Annotated in this window: 28 protein-coding genes, 1 pseudogene and 1 riboswitch; of the genes and pseudogenes, 7 read left to right on the top strand and 22 right to left on the bottom strand. The window is 43.2% G+C overall.

The genetic code is table 11. The annotated features are described in order from the left end of the window. Positions 1-104: 104 nt before the first annotated feature. Together JOC33_RS15890 and JOC33_RS15885 are read right to left on the bottom strand one after the other, a co-directional pair. Positions 105-605, bottom strand: coding sequence for a YtxH domain-containing protein (locus JOC33_RS15890; protein ID WP_205093526.1), 501 nt, complete (start codon positions 603-605; stop codon positions 105-107). A 142-nt stretch (positions 606-747) separates the two neighbouring features. Beyond that, a complete protein-coding gene (locus JOC33_RS15885; RefSeq protein ID WP_205093525.1) occupies positions 748-1,023 on the bottom strand; it encodes a GNAT family N-acetyltransferase in 276 nt (91 codons plus the stop codon). Between the two features lie 268 nt (positions 1,024-1,291). On the opposite strand from JOC33_RS15885, the gene JOC33_RS15880 reads away from it, so the two are divergent. Then, on the top strand, positions 1,292-1,411 hold the full coding sequence (locus JOC33_RS15880; RefSeq protein ID WP_205093524.1) for a YjcZ family sporulation protein: 120 nt from the start codon (positions 1,292-1,294) through the stop codon (positions 1,409-1,411). Between the two features lie 89 nt (positions 1,412-1,500). Here JOC33_RS15880 and JOC33_RS15875 read toward each other — a convergent pair whose 3' ends face one another. Beyond that, positions 1,501-1,953, bottom strand: a complete 453-nt coding sequence (locus tag JOC33_RS15875) for a GNAT family N-acetyltransferase (RefSeq protein ID WP_205093523.1) — start codon at positions 1,951-1,953, stop codon at positions 1,501-1,503. 135 nt (positions 1,954-2,088) lie between these two features. Between JOC33_RS15875 and JOC33_RS15870 the strand changes: the two genes are divergently transcribed. Further along, positions 2,089-3,477 (top strand): DUF2254 domain-containing protein, encoded by a 1,389-nt coding sequence (locus JOC33_RS15870; RefSeq protein WP_205093522.1) that lies wholly within the window; start codon positions 2,089-2,091, stop codon positions 3,475-3,477. Between the two features lies 1 nt (position 3,478). On the opposite strand, the gene JOC33_RS15865 is transcribed toward JOC33_RS15870, so the two are convergent. Further along, on the bottom strand, positions 3,479-3,751 hold the full coding sequence (locus tag JOC33_RS15865; RefSeq protein ID WP_205093521.1) for a hypothetical protein: 273 nt from the start codon (positions 3,749-3,751) through the stop codon (positions 3,479-3,481). A 192-nt stretch (positions 3,752-3,943) separates the two neighbouring features. Between JOC33_RS15865 and JOC33_RS15860 the strand changes: the two genes are divergently transcribed. Next, the gene (locus tag JOC33_RS15860) at positions 3,944-4,858 is read left to right on the top strand and encodes a cation diffusion facilitator family transporter (protein ID WP_205093520.1); all 915 of its coding nucleotides are present in this window, start codon (positions 3,944-3,946) and stop codon (positions 4,856-4,858) included. Further along, positions 4,824-5,159 carry an ArsR/SmtB family transcription factor gene (locus JOC33_RS15855; RefSeq protein ID WP_205093519.1) on the top strand — a complete coding sequence of 112 codons (336 nt, stop codon included), beginning with the start codon at positions 4,824-4,826 and terminating at the stop codon, positions 5,157-5,159. The genes JOC33_RS15860 and JOC33_RS15855 overlap by 35 nt, the downstream gene beginning before the upstream one ends. Positions 5,160-5,405: 246 nt before the next feature. Here the strand turns inward: JOC33_RS15855 and JOC33_RS15850 are convergent, their stop codons facing one another. Then, positions 5,406-5,828 (bottom strand): pyridoxamine 5'-phosphate oxidase family protein, encoded by a 423-nt coding sequence (locus JOC33_RS15850; RefSeq protein ID WP_205093518.1) that lies wholly within the window; start codon positions 5,826-5,828, stop codon positions 5,406-5,408. A gap of 108 nt (positions 5,829-5,936) precedes the next feature. After that, positions 5,937-6,617, bottom strand: coding sequence for a class I SAM-dependent methyltransferase (locus JOC33_RS15845; protein WP_205093517.1), 681 nt, complete (start codon positions 6,615-6,617; stop codon positions 5,937-5,939). A gap of 161 nt (positions 6,618-6,778) precedes the next feature. After that, positions 6,779-6,956, top strand: a riboswitch (cobalamin riboswitch). A 161-nt stretch (positions 6,957-7,117) separates the two neighbouring features. On the opposite strand from JOC33_RS15845, the gene JOC33_RS15840 reads away from it, so the two are divergent. The 3 genes from JOC33_RS15840 to JOC33_RS15830 all read left to right on the top strand — a co-directional run bounded on the left by JOC33_RS15840 (position 7,118) and on the right by JOC33_RS15830 (position 10,839). Continuing rightward, on the top strand, positions 7,118-9,355 hold the full coding sequence (locus tag JOC33_RS15840) for a ribonucleoside-diphosphate reductase subunit alpha (RefSeq protein ID WP_205093516.1): 2,238 nt from the start codon (positions 7,118-7,120) through the stop codon (positions 9,353-9,355). A 12-nt stretch (positions 9,356-9,367) separates the two neighbouring features. After that, positions 9,368-10,408 (top strand): ribonucleotide-diphosphate reductase subunit beta, encoded by a 1,041-nt coding sequence (locus JOC33_RS15835; RefSeq protein WP_205093515.1) that lies wholly within the window; start codon positions 9,368-9,370, stop codon positions 10,406-10,408. A gap of 335 nt (positions 10,409-10,743) precedes the next feature. Further along, positions 10,744-10,839 (top strand): putative holin-like toxin, encoded by a 96-nt coding sequence (locus JOC33_RS15830; RefSeq protein WP_205093514.1) that lies wholly within the window; start codon positions 10,744-10,746, stop codon positions 10,837-10,839. 211 nt (positions 10,840-11,050) lie between these two features. On the opposite strand, the gene JOC33_RS15825 is transcribed toward JOC33_RS15830, so the two are convergent. The 16 genes and pseudogenes from JOC33_RS15825 to JOC33_RS15755 all read right to left on the bottom strand — a co-directional run bounded on the left by JOC33_RS15825 (position 11,051) and on the right by JOC33_RS15755 (position 24,907). After that, positions 11,051-11,698 carry an ABC-2 transporter permease gene (locus JOC33_RS15825; RefSeq protein ID WP_205093513.1) on the bottom strand — a complete coding sequence of 216 codons (648 nt, stop codon included), beginning with the start codon at positions 11,696-11,698 and terminating at the stop codon, positions 11,051-11,053. Next, a complete protein-coding gene (locus tag JOC33_RS15820; protein WP_205093611.1) occupies positions 11,695-12,534 on the bottom strand; it encodes an ABC transporter ATP-binding protein in 840 nt (279 codons plus the stop codon). The genes JOC33_RS15825 and JOC33_RS15820 overlap by 4 nt, the downstream gene beginning before the upstream one ends. 11 nt (positions 12,535-12,545) lie before the next feature. Beyond that, positions 12,546-12,929 (bottom strand): GntR family transcriptional regulator, encoded by a 384-nt coding sequence (locus JOC33_RS15815; protein WP_205093512.1) that lies wholly within the window; start codon positions 12,927-12,929, stop codon positions 12,546-12,548. Between the two features lie 194 nt (positions 12,930-13,123). Beyond that, positions 13,124-14,758: a YndJ family protein gene (locus JOC33_RS15810; RefSeq protein WP_205093511.1), complete on the bottom strand. Its 1,635-nt coding sequence runs from the start codon at positions 14,756-14,758 to the stop codon at positions 13,124-13,126. Between the two features lie 232 nt (positions 14,759-14,990). Continuing rightward, the gene (locus tag JOC33_RS15805) at positions 14,991-15,311 is read right to left on the bottom strand and encodes a hypothetical protein (protein WP_205093510.1); all 321 of its coding nucleotides are present in this window, start codon (positions 15,309-15,311) and stop codon (positions 14,991-14,993) included. A 100-nt stretch (positions 15,312-15,411) separates the two neighbouring features. Then, complete coding sequence (locus JOC33_RS20595; protein ID WP_275577004.1) at positions 15,412-15,540, bottom strand: hypothetical protein; 129 nt, start codon at positions 15,538-15,540, stop codon at positions 15,412-15,414. Between the two features lie 127 nt (positions 15,541-15,667). Beyond that, complete coding sequence (locus JOC33_RS15800) at positions 15,668-15,877, bottom strand: hypothetical protein (RefSeq protein ID WP_205093509.1); 210 nt, start codon at positions 15,875-15,877, stop codon at positions 15,668-15,670. Positions 15,878-15,940: 63 nt separating this feature from the next. Continuing rightward, positions 15,941-17,092, bottom strand: a complete 1,152-nt coding sequence (locus JOC33_RS15795) for a homogentisate 1,2-dioxygenase (protein WP_205093508.1) — start codon at positions 17,090-17,092, stop codon at positions 15,941-15,943. After that, positions 17,079-18,031, bottom strand: a pseudogene (locus tag JOC33_RS15790) (fumarylacetoacetate hydrolase family protein). Before JOC33_RS15790 ends, JOC33_RS15795 begins: the two are co-directional and overlap by 14 nt. After that, on the bottom strand, positions 18,028-18,657 hold the full coding sequence (locus JOC33_RS15785; protein WP_205093506.1) for a flavin reductase: 630 nt from the start codon (positions 18,655-18,657) through the stop codon (positions 18,028-18,030). Before JOC33_RS15785 ends, JOC33_RS15790 begins: the two are co-directional and overlap by 4 nt. Before the next feature lie 190 nt (positions 18,658-18,847). Beyond that, positions 18,848-19,963: a 4-hydroxyphenylpyruvate dioxygenase gene (gene hppD / locus JOC33_RS15780; protein ID WP_205093505.1), complete on the bottom strand. Its 1,116-nt coding sequence runs from the start codon at positions 19,961-19,963 to the stop codon at positions 18,848-18,850. Between the two features lie 25 nt (positions 19,964-19,988). After that, positions 19,989-21,203: a dihydrolipoamide acetyltransferase family protein gene (locus JOC33_RS15775; RefSeq protein ID WP_205093610.1), complete on the bottom strand. Its 1,215-nt coding sequence runs from the start codon at positions 21,201-21,203 to the stop codon at positions 19,989-19,991. 19 nt (positions 21,204-21,222) lie between these two features. Beyond that, positions 21,223-22,221 carry an alpha-ketoacid dehydrogenase subunit beta gene (locus JOC33_RS15770; RefSeq protein WP_205093504.1) on the bottom strand — a complete coding sequence of 333 codons (999 nt, stop codon included), beginning with the start codon at positions 22,219-22,221 and terminating at the stop codon, positions 21,223-21,225. Next, on the bottom strand, positions 22,206-23,288 hold the full coding sequence (gene pdhA, locus JOC33_RS15765) for a pyruvate dehydrogenase (acetyl-transferring) E1 component subunit alpha (protein WP_205093503.1): 1,083 nt from the start codon (positions 23,286-23,288) through the stop codon (positions 22,206-22,208). Before pdhA ends, JOC33_RS15770 begins: the two co-directional genes overlap by 16 nt. A gap of 56 nt (positions 23,289-23,344) precedes the next feature. Beyond that, complete coding sequence (locus JOC33_RS15760; RefSeq protein WP_205093609.1) at positions 23,345-24,451, bottom strand: Leu/Phe/Val dehydrogenase; 1,107 nt, start codon at positions 24,449-24,451, stop codon at positions 23,345-23,347. Between the two features lie 57 nt (positions 24,452-24,508). After that, on the bottom strand, positions 24,509-24,907 hold the full coding sequence (locus JOC33_RS15755; protein ID WP_205093502.1) for a thioesterase family protein: 399 nt from the start codon (positions 24,905-24,907) through the stop codon (positions 24,509-24,511). Between the last annotated feature and the right edge of the window lie 49 nt (positions 24,908-24,956).

The raw sequence follows: 24,956 nt of genomic DNA, 5'->3' as shown, positions 1-24,956 counted from the left end.
TGTGACGATCGTCGGCTATGCTATCACCAGCCGTAGTTTAGAAAATTCAAGAGACTTCCATTAAAAACAAATCCCCGGATGCCTGGCATCCGGGGATTTGTCATTTAAGGATTCACTGATTGATTTTTATTTTCCTGATTCTCTGCATCATTCTCAGTCACCAACTCTTCCTTCGCTTCCTTTACCTTATCGCCAACTTCCTGCAATTGTTCGCCGGCTTCTTTGGTTGCTGCAATTGCCTCTTTGGAATCCTCCTGAACTTCATTCACTTTTCCGGCAATATCTCCGGTAGCTTTTTCATATATGCTACGGAGGTCGTTAACCGCTTCACGCAAAATACGGGATGTATCCTGCACGCGCTCTAAAACTTGACTTTTTGTACCGGACGGATCTTCTTTTACGTCGCTGGCAATTTGTGTGATGGTATTTTTTGCATTGGATGTACCTTGTTTTACTCTAGTACGGGTCGTGGAATCGATCAGCGCCAACGCCCCTCCAGCTAATGCACCGACCATGATGCCCATTAGCAGCTTGCTGTTTTTCTGCTCTTGTTCCGCTTGTTGAGATGTCTTGGGCTGTTGTGGCTGTGTTGTCTGTTGTACCATATAAATCCTCCTTACAAAATATATAACGCAGGGTTTTATTTATCTTTCGTTGTTTATATACACTACCTCCCGTTAAATGGAATTAAACGCTAAATTTTAAAACCAAACAAAAGACCCCCTTTTTTCTTAGGGGGGGCATGACCTATTTTTCCCAGACATCCTCATATTCCGGAGTATCTTCGAATTTTTTCCTGGCAAAGCTGCACGCTGGTTCAATTTTCTTGTCCTGCTGTCTGGCATGTTCCACCACTCGATGTACCAATTGAGAACCGATTCCCTCACCCTGCAGTTTGTCATTCACCACTGTAGAAGCAATGACATAGTTGGAATTGCCTTTTTCATTAAAGGTTATTTCGGCATCCGCATCATTTTCGCTGCCCACATAAAAACGCCCAGGAGCTTGTTTTATTTCAGCCATTTTTCCTCTCTCCTTTCTGTTCTACTCCAATTAATATAACCTGTTGAACTTGGAGTGCTGACACTAAGAAAAGAACATAGAATGCTCCAGCTTTCCCACTGCCAGCAAGCAAAGTTAAACAGCGCTTCCCTATTAAAAGAATACCCATAAATTGGCTATCTTACGCATACCTATCATTCACTCCAGCCCAGGCACTTCAGCTATAACCACATAAATTAACGGTAGAGAGTGAAATACTCCCTTTTATATTCAAAGGAGGTGGGAGTTCATGTACGGTTACTACGGATGTGGTTATGGACGGCGCGGAGGCTATTACGGCGGTTTCGCGTTGATTGTCGTACTGTTTATTTTATTGATCATCATCGGTGCGGCTGCATTCAAATATTAAAGCCTATAAGACTGCCGGCAACCCCCGACAGTCTTTATTAATGTGCAGAAAAAACAAGCAAATCGACTAGCCCTCTATCTATCTGGTATTCACTGGGTATCGCTTTTCTTAATCATATCCACATGGGGAATACCATCATCGAGATAAACGTCTGAAACTGGCTGGAAACCACAGGATTGATAGAAACCCCTCAAGTGTTCCTGCCCTTGCAGAAAAATTCCCTTCTCCTTCCACTGTTCTTCCAAAACGGCTAGGGCCTTTTCCATTAGCGTACGTGCGTAACCATTTCCACGGTATTCTTTATGGACGAGTACTCTGCCAATCGAAGGGAGTTCATATTTCGTGCCACCAGGGACAAGCCGGCAGTAGGCAGCAATATCGTCCCCTTCCTCCATCCACAAATGGATTGCATCCTCATCATACCCGTCAAGTTCGGGATATGGGCAGTTCTGCTCTACAACAAATATATTTACGCGTATTTGCAAAATCTTATAGAGTTCCTTTCTATCTAATTCGTGGAAATGCTTCTGTTTCCAAACCATAGATTAATCACTCCTATAATCTCAACTATAGATTCTAGTAAAAATTTACTGGAAATTATCCCTACTTTTCCGTTTTATCACTTTCCAGGCAGGGAAATAGGCTATTATTAAAATTTCTCAGGGAGTGCAAATGTCATGTTTTTAAAATTATTGCCATCGGAATTACAAAAGTACTTCCAAATGTCCAAGCAGCAACGGAAGCATGAAATTCAAAAAACATTATGGTTCACACCATTTTTATATGTATTTTGTTCCTTATTCCTCGTTGCATTAACGTTGTATTTGGACTATTTTGTAAATTTATCCCAATATATACCTTCTTTTTTCCATGCAAATGCACAGCCGACTCGAATGCTGGTTAGCGCTCTGATCGGCGGTATTCTAACATTAAGCGCCTTTACCTTGAACTCCTTGCTTGTCGTGCTCACGACATTCAGCGGGCAATTTTCGCCAAGAATGCTGTTGAATTTCGTAGGAGATCGCAAAACCCAGCATGTGCTCGGCATCTTCCATGGCAGTTTCGTATATGTACTGGTGGTCTTTTTATTCGTCACCGGGCAACAGAATGAAGTTTATGTCGCTATCCCTTTCACCACTGTACTACTGGCTTTCTTTACTGTAATGGTATTCATCTTCTTCATCAATCACGCGACCACTTGGATGCAAGTCCATAATATAACCTTGACTATGAAAAATGTCTCCAAAAAAATTGTCAAAGTTTCCCTGAGTAATGAATTGGAAGCATATCGTGCTGAGAAACCCGGGGATCTTTATGAGAGTTATCGGGAAAGGCATCAAAAAATCGCCACAGCTACTAAAACAGGGTATATCCAAGTCGTCGATTTCAGAAAAATGCTTGAGGAAGCCAGGAAAGATGACATCATTATCAAACTTCATGCCAAAGTAGGTGATTTCACTTTAATAAATAACCGTCTCTTTTCTTACTGGGGGCCAGGTAAGGATAAAGTGAACGAAGAGAAATATTGTGCCATGTTTGAAATCGGCCATAAAGAAACCGAGGTTCAGGATATTAACATGGGGATGACTAAGCTTTCAGAAATCGGCATTAAAGGTATTGGTAATAACGATCCGAAAACCGTTATCAACACCATTCACCAGATGGCAGATCTTCTTGTAGCCGTGGAAGACAATATTACTTTCACCCGTTTTTTGAACGATAAAGAAAAACAAGTTCGTGTATTGATGGATACGGAAGATTTTGATTTCTACCTTTACAGAGGCTTTGGCTATATCCGCCACTACGCAAACGAAAACTACCCGATCATTACAGAAATCATCACTGCCCTTTCTATGGTGGCTCAATCCATAAGCGGTGACAAGCATGATATGATCTGGAACTTTGCCAGTAACACAGTCGACCATATTTCGTCTGAATTTATCTACGACTTAGATCGAGAATTCTTGTTAAAACAATTATACGAGCTAGCCCTCATAACCAATCATGAAATGGACTATTACGGCGTGGAAAGAAGGCTGTTGAAACTGCTGCCCAGTCATTTCTAACTTACTTCAAATCTTTAAAAACACGAATAAACTTATCGGGCGGGGTGTTCAGCTTAAAAGCGAACACCCCCCTGTTTGTATGCAGATACAACAGACCAAGCCCATCTTTAATAGGCCGATAGGAAATATCGAAAACATTCTTAAGGGAGAATTGGTAGTCCCGTGATGTGATTTCTGAATCAGTCAATGTCAGTAAATGGTTGGTTTCCACATATTTCTGACCTTCGATGCTTATTTCCCGCTTTGTATCAATATAGGGCTGTTCGATTTTCAATACAACACCTCCAGATACTTTCCAGCTTTGTCTGACCATTCTACACCAAAGCTGCTATAATTTCAGTTTTTCTGTCTACATTAAACATATCGAATAATTGTCTTGTCTCTCATTGACATACGGCCATGAGTTGAATACGATATATATGAACACATAATCATATACACATGTTAACTGAAAGGGGATTTAGTTTTGAGCCATCACCATCATCACCATGACCATACAACTGGAAATATAAAGGTTGCTTTTTTTCTGAATTTTGGCTTTACAATTATTGAGATTATCGGCGGATTGATGACGAACAGTATGGCAATTCTTTCAGATGCCCTCCATGACTTGGGAGATTCACTATCCCTAGGGCTTGCCTGGTTCCTGCAGAAGTTTTCAAAAAAAGGGAAGTCTGACAGCTTTTCCTTCGGTTATAAGCGCTTTTCCCTGCTGGCTGCCCTAATCAATAGTGTCGTGCTGATTGTCGGTTCCATTTTTATCCTGACCGAAGCAATACCCAGATTATTGAACCCTGCCCAGCCTAACGCGACAGGGATGATTCTTCTGGCCGTGCTCGGAATTATAGTCAATGGCGCAGCTGTCTTCCGGCTTCGCGGGGGAGAATCGATGAATTCAAAAGTGATGACCTGGCATCTACTTGAGGATGTACTTGGATGGGTTGCTGTACTGATTGTCAGCATAATCATGTTTTTTGCCGATTTACCTATACTTGACCCAATTGCCTCAATTGGAATTACGTTGTATATCCTTTATAATGTCATCCTGAATTTTGTTAAAACAATGCGTTTATTTCTAGAAGGCGTTCCTGAGAATATTGACCTGGATAATATCGTAAAGAAAATCAACAATCTCGAACGCGTCCTATCCACCCACCACACCCATTTATGGTCATTGGACGGAGAACACCATGCTTTCTCGACGCATATCGTCGTTCGACCGGAAGCCTCGAAAAAGGAAGTGTGTGATATCAAGGAGGAAATTAAAGCGATCATCAAGCATATCCACCTTGATCACATCACAATCGAAATCGAGTACGAGGATGAATATTGTTCCATGTTAGAAAATGAACGCCAAGAAGGAGCTGATGGTTATGGATGAACCGAATAAAACAGATTTAGACGAGGAAACACTTTTCCTTGTTTCACAAACCTTCAAGGCGCTATCAGATCCGACAAGAATCCGAATACTGAACCTCCTGTTTGAACGGGAATACAGTGTCAACCAAATTGCTGAGCAACTCCACTTGAGGCAGTCGACGGTTTCCCATCAGCTGCGTTTTTTGAAAAACCTGCGGCTGGTGAAATTCCGCCGGGAAGGTACTACCATCTACTATTCCCATGACGATGAACATGTCCTGAATGTCCTTCACGAGACAATCCAACACGCCCTTCATCAATAAGCAAAAGCGCAAGCGCCTTGTTCACCCCCGACAAGCTTAAGGCGAGCCTCGCCGTGACGGGCTTTGTCACAAAGAGGATTGACTTAAGACCTCGAGGGGGTAGGCGCTGGAGCTGGATGAAGCAAAAGCGCAAGCGCCTTGTTCACCCCCGACAAGCTTAAGGCGAGCCTCACCGTGAAGGGCTTAAGAAAACCAAAGGGGACGTCTCTTAAGTCTACTGCAGACTTAGGAGGCGTCCCCTCATGTTTATAATTTCAAGGTTTGAGGTGACTTTTCTTTGGCATTCATCAGCCGGATTTGTTCTGGTTCAATTTCCAGTACAATATATTCCGGATCTGAGGGACCCTCAAACCAATTTTCCATATATTCGTTCCAAAGCTTCTCTTTCAATTCCTGATCCTCTTTAATGACGGCCTTTCCTTCTACCTCAAGGTAGGCATCTCCAAAGCCTTCCCCGCCATAGCCAATCAGGATATGGACATAAGGGTTAGCATCAATTTCTTCTGCTTTATGGGTCTCTCTGCTTGTCGGCGTGTAAAAGGTTGTTCCTTCATTAAAAAACGTCATGAATCGGGAATGCGGCCGGTTATTTTTCACTGAAGCAAGTGTTCCTACTTGATTGCTTTCGAGTATCTTCATAATTTTATCTTTAAGTTCCTGCTCGTTCATCTCATATTCCGCTCCTTTCTAATCAGAAAAACTGTACGTCTAGTTTTCCTTAAGAAGGGAACATCTAAACACGGGAATGTGCCTTTTATATTACCTCTATGCTCGATTCTACTTTTCCAGCATAAAAATCCACATAAATGTCATTGCCTGCCGCAGTTCCTTTGGCAATCCCTTCAGCCGTTTTTCGCTGATACCACGTTTGTATACACCCTCCCCACCAATTAAGTTCAATCCCATTTCTTCAGCCATTAATTCAAATTCCCAGGGCATCATTGTATTGCAGATAACATTCTCACCGAATAATCTCCGGTAACTGTTTTGTCTTGGTGCAGCAGTCGGCCCGAGTACTCCGATACATAACTTTCCTTTAGGCCGTACAATCCGTTTCAGTTCAGCTAGACCTTTAGCAGGTGTTTCAAGCCATTCCAGACTATTAATCGCCATTACAGCATCAAAACTTTCATCGGAAAAATCCAATTCTGTCATTTCTCCCTGAACGAAAGTCAATTCATCGGCACTTACTTGCTGTTTAGCCCGTTCAATCATTTCTGGCGCAATATCGACCCCTGTTACATCATAACCGGATTGGTGAAGTTTGAAAGAACCATAGCCATCACCGCATCCAATATCAGCTACTTTATCTCCCGGAGATACGTACTGCTGGAAAAACGGTATGATGGTTTGTCGGCTTCCCTCATCCCACATATTCTTACTATTTTCATTCCAAAAATCTGCCCGGCTGTTCCATTGTTTTTCGGCTTCTTTGTGCCACTCGAATGTATTTCCCATGTTCATCCTCCTGCCTGATAACTAACACTATTTCATTCGTGACTGAACGTCTAATTCCTTTTTTGAATTATATTATATAAAAAAGACTTGCATGTCCTGATTAACTCCTATATCATTATAAACACAAGATAAGCTAACTACCAATGATTAAAAACACAATATATAGTATGACGAATAGCGGATGCCTAACGGCTTAATAGGGAATCTGGTGTGAAACCAGAACTGCCCCCGCAACTGTAAGTGCTGACGAAACGAAAATCCACTGTGCTAATGCATGGGAAGGATCGGATTAGGTTTATAAGCACAAGTCAGGAGACCTGTCTCTATTCGTTTAAAGTTTCGCCTTCTTCGGGGTTTGAGAAGATGAAACGATGGAATGATGGGCCAGTTCACCCTCCACCACCTGCGGCTTTCATTGTTCCATGGTTTCATCCGCTCAAATTAGAGCGGTTTTTTTTATGCATTATTATCTTTACCACCAAGACTAAAGGAGTGAAACCATGGAAGCAACCATAACAAAAATCGAACAATATTGGAAAAACTGGCTGATGAATAAAAAAGAAAAATTCCCCCACCTGGTTATGGAGGAATTAGCGGATAAATTACCTGGCATCAACCTTGGCGAGAGCAATTTCCACGACCAAGCACACCGTCTGATCCTGGAAGCACTGTCCTTAATGGATGAGACATCACCTGACTGGACTTATATTGCCTCTCAGCTTGAATTAGAACGGTTATACAAAGCCTCTGCAGAAAATCGTCAAACATCACGAGCTTATGATAACTTTTATAACCTTCTTGAACGTCTTATGGAAGAAGGCATCTATACAACAGACTTGCTGAAGTATTACAACGAGGAAGAAATCGGCAGGTTAGGCAAGTGTCTGAAACCAGAAAAAGATAACCTGTTTACTTATATCGGTTTAAAAACACTTGCGGACCGGTATCTTGCAAAAAGCAAACAAGGTGATGTGTTTGAACTGCCACAGGAACGCTTCATGATTATTGCCATGACTTTAATGAAAGAGGAGTCTGAACAGAAACGTATCGATCTGGTTCTTGAAGCCTACTGGGCGCTAAGCAACCTTTACATGACAGTAGCTACCCCTACTCTGGCCAATGCCGGAAAAACGTATGGACAGCTGAGCTCCTGCTTCATTGATACGATAGATGACAGCCTCCAATCCATATTCGACAGCAATACCGATATTGCAAATTTAAGTAAACACGGGGGCGGAATCGGAGTCTATCTCGGTAAGATTCGCAGCCGCGGAAGCGATATCAAAGGCTTTAAAGGCGTTTCTTCCGGTGTGCTTCCATGGATGAAGCAATTGAATAATACTGCTGTCAGCGTCGACCAGCTTGGCCAGCGCCAAGGAGCGATTGCTGTCTATTTAGATGTATGGCACAAGGATATTTTTTCCTTTTTAGACAGCAGGCTAAATAATGGAGATGAACGCCAGCGGACCCACGATATATTCTCAGGTGTATGTATTCCGGATATCTTCATGGAAGCTGTGGAAAAGCGGGAAGACTGGTATTTATTCGACCCGCACGAAGTTAGAAGTGTAATGGGATTTTCCCTCGAGGATTATTATGACGAAGAGAAAGGACAAGGTACTTTTCGCGAAAAATATGAGGCGTGCCGCCAACACCCCGCTTTGACAAAAGAAACAGTCCCGGCTATTGAAATCATGAAACGAATCATGGTCAGCCAGTTGGAAACAGGTACACCTTATATGTTCTACCGTGATGAGGTTAACCGAATGAATCCTAACAGTCACGCTGGCATGGTCTACTGCAGTAATTTATGTACTGAAATTACGCAGAACCAAAGTCCAACTGTGGAAGAACAGCAATATGTAGAGGATGGAAAGATCCATATCACCCGTGCCCCTGGAGACTTTGTTGTCTGCAACCTTTCCAGCATCAACCTTGGTAAAGCAGTACCAGAAAATGTGCTGGAGCGTTTGATTCCGATCCAGGTAAGGATGCTGGATAACGTCATCGAACAAAATACGATTCCGGTTGCGCAAGCAAAATTGACCAATCAGAAATACCGCGGCATCGGACTCGGCACGTTTGGGTGGGCACATCTTTTAGCCAAGAAACAAATTAAATGGGAGTCTGAGGAAGCAGTGGAATACACACATGATGTGTACGAAGAGATCGCTTATTATACTATTCGGGCCAGCATGGAGCTTGCCAGGGAAAAAGGAAGTTACCCGGTATTTAAAGGATCTGACTGGGAAACTGGTGAGTATTTTTCCAGACGGAAGCTTTCGGCCGGGGGATCATTCGATTGGAAAGATTTACAGAAGGAAGTCAGTAAAAACGGATTACGAAACGGCTACTTGATGGCAGTGGCTCCGAATTCCAGCACCTCGTTGATTGCAGGCAGCACCGCCAGTATCGACCCTATTTTCAAGAAGTTCTATTCGGAGGAGAAGAAGGATTATAAAATTCCCGTAACAGCTCCAGAGCTTTCACCTAAAAATTACTGGTACTACAAAGCGGGGCATGAAATTGACCAGCATACGAGCATCGAACAAAATAGTGCCCGTCAGAAATATATCGACCAGTCTATTTCCTTTAATTTTTATGTCAGAAATTCAATCAAGGCGAAGGAATTGCTGGATTTGCACTTGCACGCCTGGAAAAGCGGTTTAAAAACAACCTACTATACCCGCTCAACCTCAAGTCAGCAGGACTTTGAATGTGAAAGTTGTTCATCTTAAGGAGGTACTATCATGGAAAAAACTCTACAGCAGCGCAAAATGGTCGATCATACGGCACCAAACGCTTCCACAGGAATTATTAACGGAAAAAGCTCTAACGTGCTGAATTGGGACAATACCCGATTCTCCTGGGCTTACCCAATGTATAAGAATATGCTTGCTAACTTTTGGGTACCGAATGAGATCAATATGAGTAACGATCGAAAGCAATGGGCATCTCTTACAGATGATGAGCAGGAAACATTCAAGAAAATCATTGGCCTGCTTGCCTTTCTAGATTCCATCCAGACGGATTATTCGGGGCAAATCGCCGATTATCTGACTGATTCAAGCCTGTCCGCCCTAATGCAGACCCTTGCCTTTCAGGAGGTCGTCCATAACCAATCGTATTCCTATGTACTCTCTTCGCTGGTTAATCAATCAGAACAGGAGGAGATATTTGAATATTGGAAGCATGACGAGGTATTAAAGGAGAGAAACGCCTTCATCACACAAGGTTACGAAGCATTTACGTCTTCCCCTACACCGGAGAATTTTCTGAAGTCAGTCATATATGATGTCGTATTAGAAGGCATTTTCTTTTATGCCGGCTTTTCCTTCTTTTACAATTTGGCGAGAAACGGGAAAATGGTCGCAACAAGTACCATGATCAACTATATTAATCGGGACGAACAAATCCATGTTACACTGTTCGCTAATATCTTCAAGGAAACACTAAACGAGAATCCTGATCTGGATAAGGATAAATTCCTCCGGTTCACCGAAGAAACCTTTAAAACGGCCGCTGAATTGGAAATTAAATGGGGACGCTATATCATCGGTGATCGTTTCCCCGGTATCCCAATGCAGGATCTTGAGGATTATATCCGCTTTATGGCAAATAAGCGGAGCAAGCAGCTTGGAGCAGAAAAACCATTCAAAGGGTATGACAAAAATCCTCTCAAATGGATCCGCGCTTATCAGGAAGTGGATGAAGGGAAATCGGACTTCTTCGAACAGAAATCCAGACAATATACGAAAGTATCAGAAGATAACGGTTTCGATGAGTTATAAAATTGCTTGCCCTGAAGAAACCCGAACAGTTAAAAAGGCCGGATTTCTTTGCAGTATTCAACAGCAATCACCACTTAGCCATGCCTCGCTAAGGTGCTGAAAAGGAAACTGGCCTTACTCTCATCGGCAAGAAGAAAGTTGTCCCAAATAAATGGGACAACTTTTTGTTTATAAATTCAGCCATACTTTATACCTGTCTTTTTCCTCTTTTATCACTATTTACCAGAACGCTTGTTCCCCTTTTTGAAAAATTGTGGTATCCTTATAAATAGATATCGCTCTTGTAGGGAGAGGTCGGCTAGCCCCATGTCACTAAAAAAAGGGGGGTGATGCCTATGGGTACGTATGAAGTCCTGATGGTGATGCTTGCGTTTGGCACCTTTACCATTACGCTACTCGCTCTGGTCATCAAACTGACCAATAAAAAATAGACCTCCCTATTAACCCTGGACAAGTTGATTGGGAGAGGTCTATTCCTGAATGGCCGATCCCCTGGGGAATCGATATCTATTAGGCCGCAGTTGGCGCTGCGGTCTTCTTACCATATGTCTATGTCATCTTAATGATACCATAAAATCTCGAAAATAGTATACAATAACTTACTTTATTTGAGATTCTTTGTGAATGATTTTACACTTGTCGTTAAGAAACCAAATCCTTATGCGTATATATTCGTTTGGATAGTTGGTAGGATCCAATCACCGTCAGTAGAATCACTAATCCACCGATAACGACCGGCTGGTTTTGGACAATGCTGATAACAGTATCCACTAACTTTTTTATGATTGCTTCTTCTCTATGATACAGAAGCGATCCTGCTGTAATCAAAGCAACCGGAGTAACTACCATTATGATGATGTTAGCAGTTAATGCTTTCATGAAAGAAAGCTTATAGTAAATCGGAAAACTTAACGAACTAAGGATAAGAACAGCTCCAAGAGCCAATAACGCCGTTGAGACTGTGATAGGCGAGTAGGAAAAATAAGCAAGCCATAAATGGGCAATTTGATCAATTAGTACAGTGTACGCCAAAAAAATTAAAATGGCCAGAAAACTGAACAAAAAGCGAGCTGTCACTAACGATTTCCGGTCAACCGGCAGACTGACCATGAACTGATTCGCCTTTGATTTATCATCGCAGTAAAATAAGTTTACCACCAGCCCCAGCATAAGTCCGGCATAGATGAATACTGGCGACAGATTCATAACATACGCACCCGGAATAAAAACAATCACAAGCAATAAAAACTGCTGATTGACTAACAATTCTTTCTTCAACAGGCTGTTCATTTTACCCCTTCCTCCCTTGTCATATAGTACATGATGTCTTCGAGGCTGGCAGGTTCAATCATTAGTTCTGTTATCCCATCGAACAATTCCCTGTTATTCTCCATCAGCCCGGTAAAGCCCTGATTTGTAACCTTATACCCGAGAAACATCTGTTTCAGATCAGCATCAAGCTGCCATTCTTCCCCTTTAACAATATAATATTGTTCACGCACGTCCTCGATATTTTTTCGGAATTTAATCTTTCCCTCATGAATAAACACGATAAAATCAGCAATTTGATCCAGGTCTGTCGTGATATGGGTCGAAAAGAATATTGTCTGGTTTTCATTCATCATCAGCTCCTGCAGCTCCTCTAATAATTCCCGCCTGAATACTGGATCAAGCCCCGACGTCGGTTCGTCCATAATAATGAATTCCGGTCTATGGGCAAGAGCAAACAGCAAAGAGCACTTCATCTTCATTCCTTTAGAAAAATGCTTGATTTTCTTGCTTATTGGAAGCTGGAATTTTTTAAAATAACGCTGGAATAATTCTTCATCCCAATTTTTGTACAAGGTTGAAAGAACTGATTTTGTTTTATTTATCGTAAAATCTTCGTAAAAATAGAGGTCATCATAAACAAAACCGACTTTTTGTTTGAGTTCTGCATCTGTATGGGGCTTCCCAAACAATTTGATATCCCCATCATCCGGTTTGACGATATCCATGATCATCCGGATGGTTGTGCTCTTACCTGCACCATTTGGGCCGATAAAGCCAGTGATAAATCCGCGGGGGATGTCCAGCGACAAGTTCTCCACTGAAAAATCTTTCATTTTTTTTGTTATTTCCCTCATTTCTACCACATTCAATTCGTGTCACCATCCCTATAATATATTTCCACCATCGCTTTTATATCAGTATCTGTAAGTCCAAGCCTTTTTGCTTCTAGTACTATTTTTTCCAATTGGTTTTCCAATTCTCTTATTTGCCACTCCTTCAGTACATGGGATTGTTGCCCGGCAATAAAGGTCCCTTTTCCTACAGAAGAAAAAATGAATCCTTCACTTTCAAGCTCTTCATAAGCGCGCTTAGTAGTTATAACACTTACTTGCAAATTTTTTGCCAACGTCCGCATTGATGGGAGAGAATCCCCTTCCTGAAGTTTACCTTTCCATACGTGTTCCTTGATCTGCTCTTTTATTTGCTGGTACAAAGGTGTCTTACTCGTTTGCGAAATCAGGATATCCATAACAGCTCTCCGTTCATACATTGTGTTTATTGTATATATTAAATATATACAATAAACACAATATAGTCAATAGCAAAAAGACTATCAAATGGAGTCTTCTGTCTGTTACAGGAAATAAGCAAAAAAATACCACGGAGAATTCTTATTACTCCGCGGTATTATCCCATCACAAAAGGTTTATACGTAAGACTCTTTTATTTGCGATGTAAACGATATGTAATTGTAAGCATTGGTATCCCAAAGAGTGTTATATCATGGATAGCAATCAAACGATTCGACTCATGATTCTCCCTTAGCTGAAAAGTTTCCTGTAAAGGTGTACGGATAACCCATTTTCCAAGCGAAAAATAAATGCCTTCGTCCCCTTTTGCGCTCGGACGGAGAGTGCTCGTTAATATTAATCCGCCGTAGTGGTCGTGAAGCACACGTAAAACACCGATTAACATTCCTGCAGGAAACGGAAGGCGGATATTCATGTATACCTCATCGTCTTTTTCGTGGTGCCCATACAGAGCAGTAAAGATTCTTTCGCCTGTCTGTTTATTTCTGCGGACCCATGCCCTGCTATCATTGATACCTGGTGCTTCCTTGCTGTAGGTGATTTCCCCTGACATTTCGATGCGGCCATCAGGAGGTATATTTATTTGTTTCCACTTGTTTGTCATTCGGTAGCTCAGCTTCGAAAAACGGTGAAACCCTTTTTTCCATTGAATTTCAGCATCCATGGTAAACTCGTCGGTATGAATGTGAAAGTCATGCACAAGTGGGTCAAGTTTTCCCGGATCAAATTGCTTATTCCTGTAGCTGCTCCAATTTTTTATTAATCCTGCCGCGCTTTTCCCTGAACTCTCTTCAGAGTATGGAATAACTGGGAAGGAGGTATAATCATATCGCTTAGGTACTCTTAAAAAAATCCATGAGAGTACCGCGATCAGCGAGAAACCAAAGGCATTAACAGCCCCATGCCATTTAATCATATCTGGTATTAACAGCCATAGCCCACCGGTCGCAAGCCCGAGGCTGTATATGAAGGAAAGTCCAATAGTAACCAATAAAAGAGCGGCAGCCAAAGCAATCCCCCACCTTGCCCATCCTTCCATTGATTTTACAGAATACAGCCACCAGCCGCACAACCAGAGGATAAACACCAAATAGATACCAACTGTAATCACTTCTGTCGGGGGTCCCTGATTAAGACCCACAGCTACTAAAAACGGACCCAGCAGAATTCCAATACTCAATACAGTATAAGATTGGTTCCCTGTCCTGCTAAAACGCGAAACCCTTCCTGCCCTCCAGCGGCCAAAAACTCCTGTTAAAATTGGCAGCAGAAAAGCGGCATAATGAAAATGGATGGCTGTTAGCTGGACAATAATAGGCGTATAAGGAAGCCATTCCAATGCTGGACTTTGAGCAAGAACCAGCCATCCTCCACCTACAGCTAAATAAATCATTGCCACATCCAGGACCGACTCTTCTATCGGCCTTATACCTTTGCCCAACAACCGCATCAAACCTCCGAATGCGATCATAAGGGTGAAAATACACCAGACTCCAGCCCATAAACCACCTTCCATCCCAGGAGCAAGCGTCAGCGACAACGTTCCTGCACCGGCTGCTGGCAAGCAGAAGGGTGCAGCCCACCGTAAATATTGCTCAGCGGGATTTGCACTTTCTTCCTGGAGTATTTCGCCCAGTAATAAAGGTACCAGCACAAAAAAGCAGAACGACAAGGCGATATCTACGGTAGTTTCTCGAAAAAGCACAGCCCACAGTATCATAAATACAAGGCCAATTCCTGCATATAAAAAAGAATTCCATTTCAACATATATCGTTCTCCATTTCTCTATTTATGTCCGTTTACCATTTTAGCAGACCGTTTCGTATGTTCCTAATGTGTTTCGCAGGAAAAATCACGTGAGAAAAACTTGGCTTGTCGCCAGTCCTTATGGCGTAATCCTTCGTTTTACTTATACTTTAATTCTTTAACAAAGTTAACCTGTCTTAATGTTCAAAAATAGAGGTCCTCCTTTACTCAAGGAGAACCTACTGGGTAAAAATTAATAGAAACTGCCTAAATGATGTTTTTTCAAAGTCTCCAGCTCTTTTTTTAAATCATCTATCTGATTTTGAAGGTCTTCAGCTGATTGCTTCCATTCCACACTTTTCTCATTCAAACCTTTATCGACAAGCCCAGTGTTTTTCTGGACTTCTTTCAGGATATTTCTGGTACCATCACTGTCCAATCCACCCAATAAGGAGGAAAGTTCCTTATTTTCAAAGAGCTTTGAGGTCACTTTCAATAGATTGTTTATATCAAGAGACTGCTCTTTTTGTTTGTTACCATCTTGTGAATCTAGTTGTTTATTATCCTTTTCCACAAGTTTCACCTCACTCATCTTTTCCTATTGTAAAAAAATCACCCCTGGAAGGCACAGGCCATTCCAGGGGGATACTAGTTCCTCTTCAGCCTATTATCACTTAGATAGTACCAAGAATTTCATTGATACAGTTAATGACTACCTGTTGTTGCTCCTCTGTACCGAGCAATACAGCAACAAGTAATGCCAAGAGGAACAGCAGCGCAATAACAACCGCTACTAATGCCATTTAAATCCCCCCTCCCCTTAAAGAGATGAAGAGATATCTCTTACAGTGCTAACTTATGCCGAAAGCATGACAACGCTTGGCCACTTGCCTTATTTTAATAGAAAAGGGGCAACCCATTTCTATTAAATCAAGGCGGTTCTACTAGTTTTTCTATCATCAGCCTCCTAAGATGATGATTCTCACAGCTGATTAGAAATGGATCGCCGATCGGTATAATATGCTCGTCCATTGCCAGAATAAGCTCACCAGAACGCTTGCCGCGGGCAAGGCTTTTGGACAAAGATAAAAACGGTCTATATGGACATAAAACTCCATACAGACCGTTTTTTAAAATCATGGTTTTTCTAACCTTAATTTTTTTGTGACCTTAAAAGAATCCCGCCGAGACTTTCTAAATGAGTTATTTTTCGATCCAGCTGTACATATAATCTTTGTCTTCATAACCGCAGGCAGCTTTGACAATTTTAAGCGGCCGAAATGTATCAACCATTACAGCGAGCTCAAGTGTTTCTTTTTTACCGATGCTTGCTTCTGTTGTTCCAGGGTGAGGTCCATGGGGAATTCCGCTTGGGTGTAAAGTGATCGACTTTTCATTGACTCCCTTACGACTCATAAAATTCCCTTCGACATAATAAAGGACTTCATCACTATTTACGTTACTGTGATAATAGGGGGCGGGTATGGATTCCGGATGATAATCGAACAGTCGTGGGACAAAGGAGCAAACGACAAAATTGTTTCCTTCAAACGTCTGGTGTACCGGTGGTGGCTGATGGATCCGGCCAGTGATCGGTTCAAAATCCTCGACGTTGAATACCCAAGGGTACAAATAACCGTCCCAGCCCACCACATCTAAAGGATGATGTGCGAATGTATGCCTATGCAGGAGTCCTCGCGATTTTGTAATCACTTCGAATTCTCCTTTTTCATCGAAGCTTTCCAATGTTTCCGGGCCACGGATATCGCGTTCACAGAACGGGCTGTGTTCCAGCAGCTGCCCGTATTCGTTCCGGTATCTCTTCGGTGTCGTAATCTGGCTGAACGATTCAACGAAGAATATGTCGGTATGGTTATCAGGGATCACTCTGAAAATCGTTCCAATCGGAATAACAACATAATCGCCTTTCCGGTACGTAATAGTCCCGAACATTGTTTCCACTTTTCCTGAACCAGAATGTATAAACAGCATTTCATCTCCATCACCATTGCGGTAATAAAAATCCATTGACGTAGTGACCTTCGCTGTACCCATCAGTAAGTCATCATTTCCTAGCGTGTATACCCTGGCTTCCAACGCATCTCCTGTCTTCTCCGCTTCAGGAGTAAGAAAATGTCGGTGCCGCAAAGTGCCTGTTTCTTCAAATTCAGGTAAATAATTTCCTATTAGTTCTGCTTTTGATACTTCTGTCGGCATGTAATGGTGATATAGTATCGATTGGGTCCCGGAAAACCCTTTCGTTCCCATTACCTGCTCGCGATATAAAGTGCCATCTTCTTTTTTGAACATCGTATGACGTTTGTGTGGGACTTCTCCCATTTTACGATAAAACATGGGCGCCCCCCCTCTCTAGTTTTATATGATACGATTACTCAGCTTCCCCAGCCCGGTAATGGAGAGCTCCACTTCATCTCCGGGTTTGAGCCAGCGATGGACTTCAGTGCCAAGCTCCAAAATACAGCCAGTGCCCACGGTACCTGATCCGATAATTTCCCCCGGATATAAGGTGACTTCCTCCGAGGCACGCTCGATCATTTCAGCAAAGCTGTAATGGATATCCAGTAAATTCCCTCTTGATAATAGCTTTCCATTCACTTCAGCTACCATTTCCAAATTGTAGCGATCCTTCCTGCGATAAGATGTCAGTTCATCCTTTGTAACCAGCCATGGACCGATCGAGGTGGCAAAGTCTTTGCCTTTCGCCGGGCCAAGGCCAACTTTCATCTCCTGCTTTTGGATGTCTCTCGCACTCCAGTCGTTCATGATACAGTAGCCGAATATATGATCTTCTGCCTGTTCCTTCGTTACATTCCTTCCCTGTTTGCCGATGACGCAGGCGATTTCCAGTTCATAATCGAGCCAGTCGCATTTTTCCGGTTTCTTGATTGTGTCGCCTGGGCCTTTGATGGCGAGATGATTGGTGAAATAAAAAACGGGGATTTGATACCACTCGGGAACGACCTCCAGCCCCCGCTTCCCTCTGGCTGTTTTAACATGGTCTTCAAAGGCATAAAAGTCGCGGACACTTACAGGACAGGGGATAGGTGCCCGCAATTCTATTTCTTCAAGCGGATATACTCCTTTTGCACTTAAATGTATATCTTTCCTTAATGTCTCAATCTGAGAATAATAGTCCTGATGGGATTTTAAAAAGGTCAACAAATCTCCCGGAAGTTTGCCGTCCGATAATTCTTCCATGTCCACGGCCAGTCCATTTTCCATCCAGCCGGCTTTTGTACTGCCGTCTGTTTTTTTAAAAGTAATAAACTTCATTTCAATTCCCCAGGTCGTTTTTTTCTTTCTAAGGTAAACGTTTCTGCTATTGCTTTCGTGTAGGACGGACCGGCAAGCCGTCCGATCGGATTCAGTTTTTCTGTGTCAATCCGGCCATCAGCATACAATTCATCGCGGATATTGACCCGGTTCACTTTACCGATTACAAGACTCCCGGCACCAGGTTCATCCCCGAAGTGCAGTACTTCGTGAAGGCTACATTCAAGGTGAACCTTGCTTTCTTTTACACGGGGAGGCCGGACGGAAACACTCGGCTCTTTTTCAAATCCCGCCGCTTCAAATTCATCGACATCTGACGGATATTCAATAGCTGTGTTATTCATCCGCTCGACAAACTCCTCGCTTACCACGTTGATTACAAACTCTTTCGTCTGTTCAATATTACTCAGTGTATCTTTTTTACTCCCGTCCGTTCCACGAAGCATGGGAGCAAAGCAAACGAGCATTGGATCCGCACAAATTCCGGTAAAGAAGCTGAACGGTGCAAGATTCGCTTCCCCGTCTTCATTTAAAGTGGAAACAAATGCTATCGGCCTTGGCAATACCGAGCCGATCAACAATTTATAGGCATCCTTCCACGCCAGTGTGTCCGGTTTAATTTCCACGATTCAACCACCACTCTTTCCAGGTTCAACTGTCTGCCTTCTATTAGAGCAACTTGGCGCCAAGTCCTTATGGCGAAAGCCTTAATTTTACTTATACTTTAATCCTCTAACAAAGGTAAACTTTCTTTAGCGTAACTTCATACTTTCTTAACGTATTGGAAATAGGGAGAATTTCTTCTCCCCTCTCTATTTACAGGTTTCCTCGACGTTCTTGTTCCCGTTCAATGGATTGGAAAAGTGCTTTAAAGTTTCCTTCTCCAAAACCGCGGGCACCTTTTCGTTGAATTATTTCAATGAATAAAGTCGGACGGTCAACAATCGGCTTGGTGAATATTTGTAAAAGGTATCCTTCGTCATCGCGGTCAACAAGTATTTTCAGTTCGCGCAGCTTCTCGATCTCTTCATCAATTTCTCCGACCCGATCGGACAGTTCATCATAATACGTATCGGGAGTCTGCAGGAATTCTACCCCATTGTTACGCAAATGGGTGACAGTGCTGACGATGTCTCCAGTTATCAGAGCGATGTGCTGGACACCAGGACCGTTATAATAGTCAAGGTATTCTTCAATCTGGGACTTACGTTTTCCTTCTGCAGGTTCATTGATCGGGAATTTGATTCTTCCCCCATTGTGCATAACCTTGGACATTAAAGCGGAATATTCGGTAGTGATATCTTCGTCGGAAAAGTGACGCATTTCCTTGAAGCCCATTACTTTTTCATAATAAGAAACCCATTCTTCCATCCGCTCCACATTCCCAACGACATGGTCAATGGCTGCAATGCCCGTTTCTTCAGAAGGAATTTCCATTTCTGAAGGCAGGAAGCCAGGCATGAATATGCCTTTATAATCTTTCCGTTCGACAAGAGTATGGATGGTATCCCCATAGGTTCCGATAACCGCTTTTTTGAGAGTACCGTAGTCATCTTCCAGTGAGAATGGCGGCTGGATTTCAATTGCCCCTCTGCTTACTGCTCCTTCATAGGCGGTCTCCACATCATCTACAGTCAGGGCTACATCTTTCATCCCGTCGCCATGCTTCTTGACGAATTCGGCAACACGGCTGCTTTCCGTCAAGGAACCAGTAACGACAATCCTTACTTTCCTTTGCTGGAGAACATAAGAGACCGTCTCTCTGTTACCTGTTTCCAATCCCGAATAAGCTACCAGCTTGAACCCAAAAGCAGTACAGAAGAAATGAGCTGCCTGTTTGGCGTTTCCTGTATAGTATTCAAGATAATCCACTTCTCTGACTGGAAAAAAGTCCTCCATTGCTTCCGGTGCATTTGTCACTTGTTCTTTCATTTTCTTCCCCTCCATTTTTATACATTCATTTTAGATATGTCAGCATTAGATACGGTTTTTCAATTAATTCCTGGACCCTGTTCGTAAAGGTAACTGCTGTCGCGCCGTCTGTCACCCGATGGTCGAACACCATGGATATATTCATAATAGAGCGGATAGCAATTTCATTCTCATTGATCACAGCAGGTCGCTTTTTCGTTTTGTGAAAGGACATCAATGCCACTTCAGGATAATTAATGATCGGTGTAGCTCCTGTGCTTCCACCAAGCGGACCGACATTACTGATGGTAAATGTGCTTCCGCTCATTTCATTTCTGCTCAGTTTATTTTCCTGGGCTTTCTTAGTAAGTATCTTCATTTCATCATGAATCGATTTGATCGACTTCTGTTCTATGTTACGGATGACAGGGACAATCAGCCCTTCCTCTGTATCAGTCGCGATTCCAATATGATGCTGTTTTTCCAGATGGATCAGTTCCTTTTCCTCATCCAATTTAGCATTGAATATCGGAAAATCCGACAGTGCCAGTGACACAGCTTTAAGGAAAAAGGCTGTAGCTGATACAGATATCCCCGAGTCTTTCAAGTCTGTTCTAATCTCGATCAACTGGGTGACATCTATTTCTTCAAAATGGGTGCAATGAGGAATCGTAAACAGTGATTGTGTCATTTTGGCTGCTATCTGCTTACGGCGGCCTTTAAACGGAATCGCTTCTGTTTCTGAAACAGTAACAGTACTTTCCTGTTCAGTTTCTTTTGGCGATGGAGACACAGGGGTAACAATCTGTTCCCCCTCCGCGAATTGTCTGACATCTTCGACTGTTATCCTCCCTCGCTTTCCCGTTCCTTCAATTCTTTCGATATCTACATCCAGTTCACGTGCTATTTTCCTCGTATAAGGAGCGGCTTTTACTCTTCTATCAGGAGAAGGCATGCGAAATTTTTGGACCGGCCTCTCTTCTGTGACGATATCTTTCTCCACCGTTGCAGCAGCTTCGTCCATCGCCCCTTCCGCTTCCAGTAGCAGTACCGTCGTACCAATAGCTACTGTGTTTCCTTCATCTACCAACAGTTTTTTGACAATGCCCCTTTGTGGAGCAGGTATTTCCGCTGTCATTTTATCTGTAGAAACCTCGACTATCGGCTGATCGACTTCCACTTTGTCACCAGGTTGGACAAGGAAATGTGTGATTTCTGCTTCCGTCATTCCTTCCCCAATGTCATGAAGTTTTATTTCCATCATCCTTCTCACCTCCCGCCTAAAACTTGATTACTTTTTCAATTGCGTGCATGACGCGTTCCGCAGTCGGTAAATAGTCGTCCTCGAACCCGAAAAAAGGAACTGGAGCATCAAACCCTGTCACCCGCTCTACCGGCGCCTTCTGATACAGGAAGGAGGTGTCATTGATTATAGCGAGTACGTCATTTCCGACTCCGCCAGTCCCATGGGCTTCATGGACAATAACAGTCCTCCCTGTCTTTTGGACCGATTCAGCAATGGCGTCCTTGTCAATCGGGTATAAGGTCCGCAAGTCAATGACATCACAGGAAACTCCTTTCTTGTCCATTTCCTTTACTGCTTTCATTGCCACAGGAACCATTGCCCCCCAGCAAATGACAGTCACATCCTCGCCATCTTGAAGTTTATTGGCTTCTCCTATTGGCACCACATACTTTCCTGTTGGAACTTCTTCACGGGAAGAACGGTAACATTTCATCGGTTCTAAAAACAGGACAGGGTCCGGGTCTTCAATGGCAGCAATCAGCAAGCCCTTTGCATCATAAGGAGAAGATGGACACACCACCTTTAGGCCGGGCATATGGGTGAAAATAGCTTCTGTACTGTCTGAGTGAATTTCCGGTGCCCGCACTCCTGCACCATAAGGGGCACGGATGACGAGTGGGACCGTGTAATGTCCCATTGTTCTTGCTCTGAGTCTGGAAGCATGGGTCATGATCTGTTCATAAGCGGGATAAATGAAGCCAAGAAATTGTATTTCCACTACTGGGATCAGTCCATTGACAGCCATACCAATAGCAGCGCCAACAAACCCGGCTTCACTCAAAGGCGTATCCATCACCCTGGCTTCACCGAACTCCTCTTGCAGCTTATCGGTTGCACGGAATACCCCACCGTTTTTCCCAACATCTTCCCCGAAAACAAGGACCCGTTCATCTTCCGTCAGTTTTGTACGCATTCCATCAGTAACCGCCTGGACGATTGTCAGCTTCTGTTTATTTGCTACTGTTGATTCCATGACGGATCCCCCTTTTTCACCTGGAGAAATTGTTCTTTTTGTGCATGAAGTATCCATGTCGGCTCTGCAAAAACATAGTTGAAAATATCAGCAGGATCAGCCGCAGGGAACTGCTCCATTTCTTCTACAGCTGCATCCACTTCCTTGGATGCCTCTTCCTGCCAGTTTACTGCCTCTGTTTCATTAAACCAGCCTTTATTCTTCAGAAAACGCTCCAGTCGTGTCAGCGGATCTGTCTGAGTCCTTCTAATTTCACTTTCTTCCTGATTGCGGTATTTTGCAGGGTCATCCGCAGTCGTATGTGCCCCATACCGCCAAGTCACTGCTTCAATCAATGTCGGGCCTTCACCATTACGGGCTTTCTCAAGAGCTTTCAATGTTTCGAAATAAACGGCAAAAACATCGTTACCATCTATGCGCACACCCGGTATATCATAGGCAAGAGCCTTTTGGGCAATTGTTTTCGTCTTCATTTGTTTGTCCATCGGAACCGAAATGGCGTAATGGTTGTTTTGATTGAAAAACACTACCGGTGCATCAAAAACACTCGCCATGTTCAACCCCTCATGAAAGTCGCCTTCAGAGGTCGCCCCATCCCCAAAGTAGACGATGGCCGCGTTTTTTGTACCTTTCTTTTTCTCTGCAAAAGCTGCGCCAACTGCATGAGGAAGTTGGGTGGCGATCGGAATTCCAGGTGGAAAAATGTTCTTCCCTTTCGGCGGGACACAACCCTCATTACGACCGTTCCAAAACAACAGAATATTTAACAATGTATGTCCAAATGTCATCGTCGCACCGTGATCCCGATACGAAGGAAACATCCAGTCGTTTTCTTCTAAAGCAAGTGCACTCCCTACCTGGCAGGCTTCCTGTCCTTCAAACGGAGCATATGTGCCAATTCTCCCCTGCCTCTGAAGACTGATACCCTTCTGGTCGAACGTGCGAATTCGTACCATATGCCTGTAGAATCGCTTCGCCAATTCTTCCGTCAAGCTATTTTCATAATCATCAGCTGTAATATTTCCATTTCCATCTAACCATGTCTGTATCGGAAATTGTTTTTCCATAAAATTCATCCTTTACTTTAGGCAATTGGTTACCTTGCTTACAATTTCGTATTTGATCAGCAGCGAACCGCCCATTTCGGACGCTTTTCATGGGTGAAAAAGCTATTACGCTTGGAACGTGATTCTAATCTTTGTTCACAAAGGTTGTTTGCAGCTTCAACTGTGCAAATACCTCTCTCCATTGTTTGTTGGTATACGTCCATCAATGAAACATAAATGGCCTTTGTTTTCCGTAAAACACGGGCTTTGTTCGGTTCATACAATTCATCTGCAACCTGGATCAGTCCGCCTGCATTCACGATATAATCCGGTGCATAAAGGATTCCTTTTTCCTGTAGAGCTTTGCCATGTCTCAAGTCAAGCAGCTGGTTGTTGGCTGAGCCAGCCACAGCCCGTACTTTCAACTGATCGATGGTAGCGTCATTGATAATGCCTCCCAGTGCACATGGGACAAAAACATCCGCCTCAACTCCATAAATATCGGAATCATTTACGACTTTGACCGACCCTCCAAGCTCTTTGGAAGTAGTGATAATATCGTCTATGGCAGTCTGGTTAACATCTGTGACATAAATATCGGCTCCTTCCTGAAGCAGGTGTTCAGCCACCTTTGAGCCAACCTTGCCAAGCCCTTGGATTGCATACGTCCGGCCGCTCAGTTCCTGGCTTCCCCATACCGCCTGATTGGTTGCCTTTAAGCCGTAAATGACACCAAGTGCTGTCGGCACGGAGGAGTCTCCACTTCCTCCATACTCCTCTTCGACACCGACAATGCAATTAGTTTCCTTCAATGCATGGACGAAATCACTCGGGGTGGTTCCCATATCTGTTCCGGTATAAAACCTACCATTCAAAGACTCTACGAATTGACCGAAAGCCCGGAACAGCTCAGGATTTTTATCTTTTTTCGGGTCCCCGATGATCACCGCTTTTCCACCGCCAAAGTCGACATCTGCAGCTGCACATTTATAAGTCATTCCTTTTGAGAGTCGTAGTACGTCCTCAAGTGCTGCATCAACACTCTCATAAGGCTGCATCCTACAGCCGCCGAGTGCAGGACCAAGGGTGGTATTATGTATAGCGATGATCGCCTTCAGTCCTGTGGATTGATCATTACAAAACAGTACCTGCTGATGCTCTTGAATTTTTTCAAATAAATCCATTTCCATGACCTTTTCCCCCTTAAAGAATTGGTAAGCGCTTTCAAAAGTGCAAAAAACTTACCTCATGCTGTCTTCCATTAGCATTTCTTTTATTTTGGCTTTGGGAAGGATGACCTGTTTCACCTCACCTGTTCCAATCAGCAATTCTTCCATGACAGCTTCTACTTTGGTGATAACGACATTTCTCTTTTTTTCCGTAAGCGTCGCAGTGATCGTTATATGAGCACCCTCCGGAGCGGGATTTACATGTTTAACAGTTACCGCTCCCCCCATCCCTTCTTCGTTGTTTTCCAGGTAGGGAAGTATGATTTTTCTAGAAACCCATTCCATGTAATAAACCATGGATACGGTAGAAAATGTACGGTGGACAACATCTCCTCCAAACTGGGCGAACATTTCGCTTGTCACTTCTATTGTCATGGTTTGTGTCTGCCCTTTTTCCATTCCTTCTTTCATGACGTGCCCCCTTTAAATCACAGGTATTCCACATCTATACTCACGCCAA

The organism is Thalassobacillus pellis (assembly GCF_016908295.1).
Lineage (GTDB): Bacteria > Bacillota > Bacilli > Bacillales > Halobacillaceae > Thalassobacillus > Thalassobacillus pellis.
Note: the sequence above shows the minus strand (reverse complement) of the source record. Positions and strands in the feature narration are given on the sequence as shown.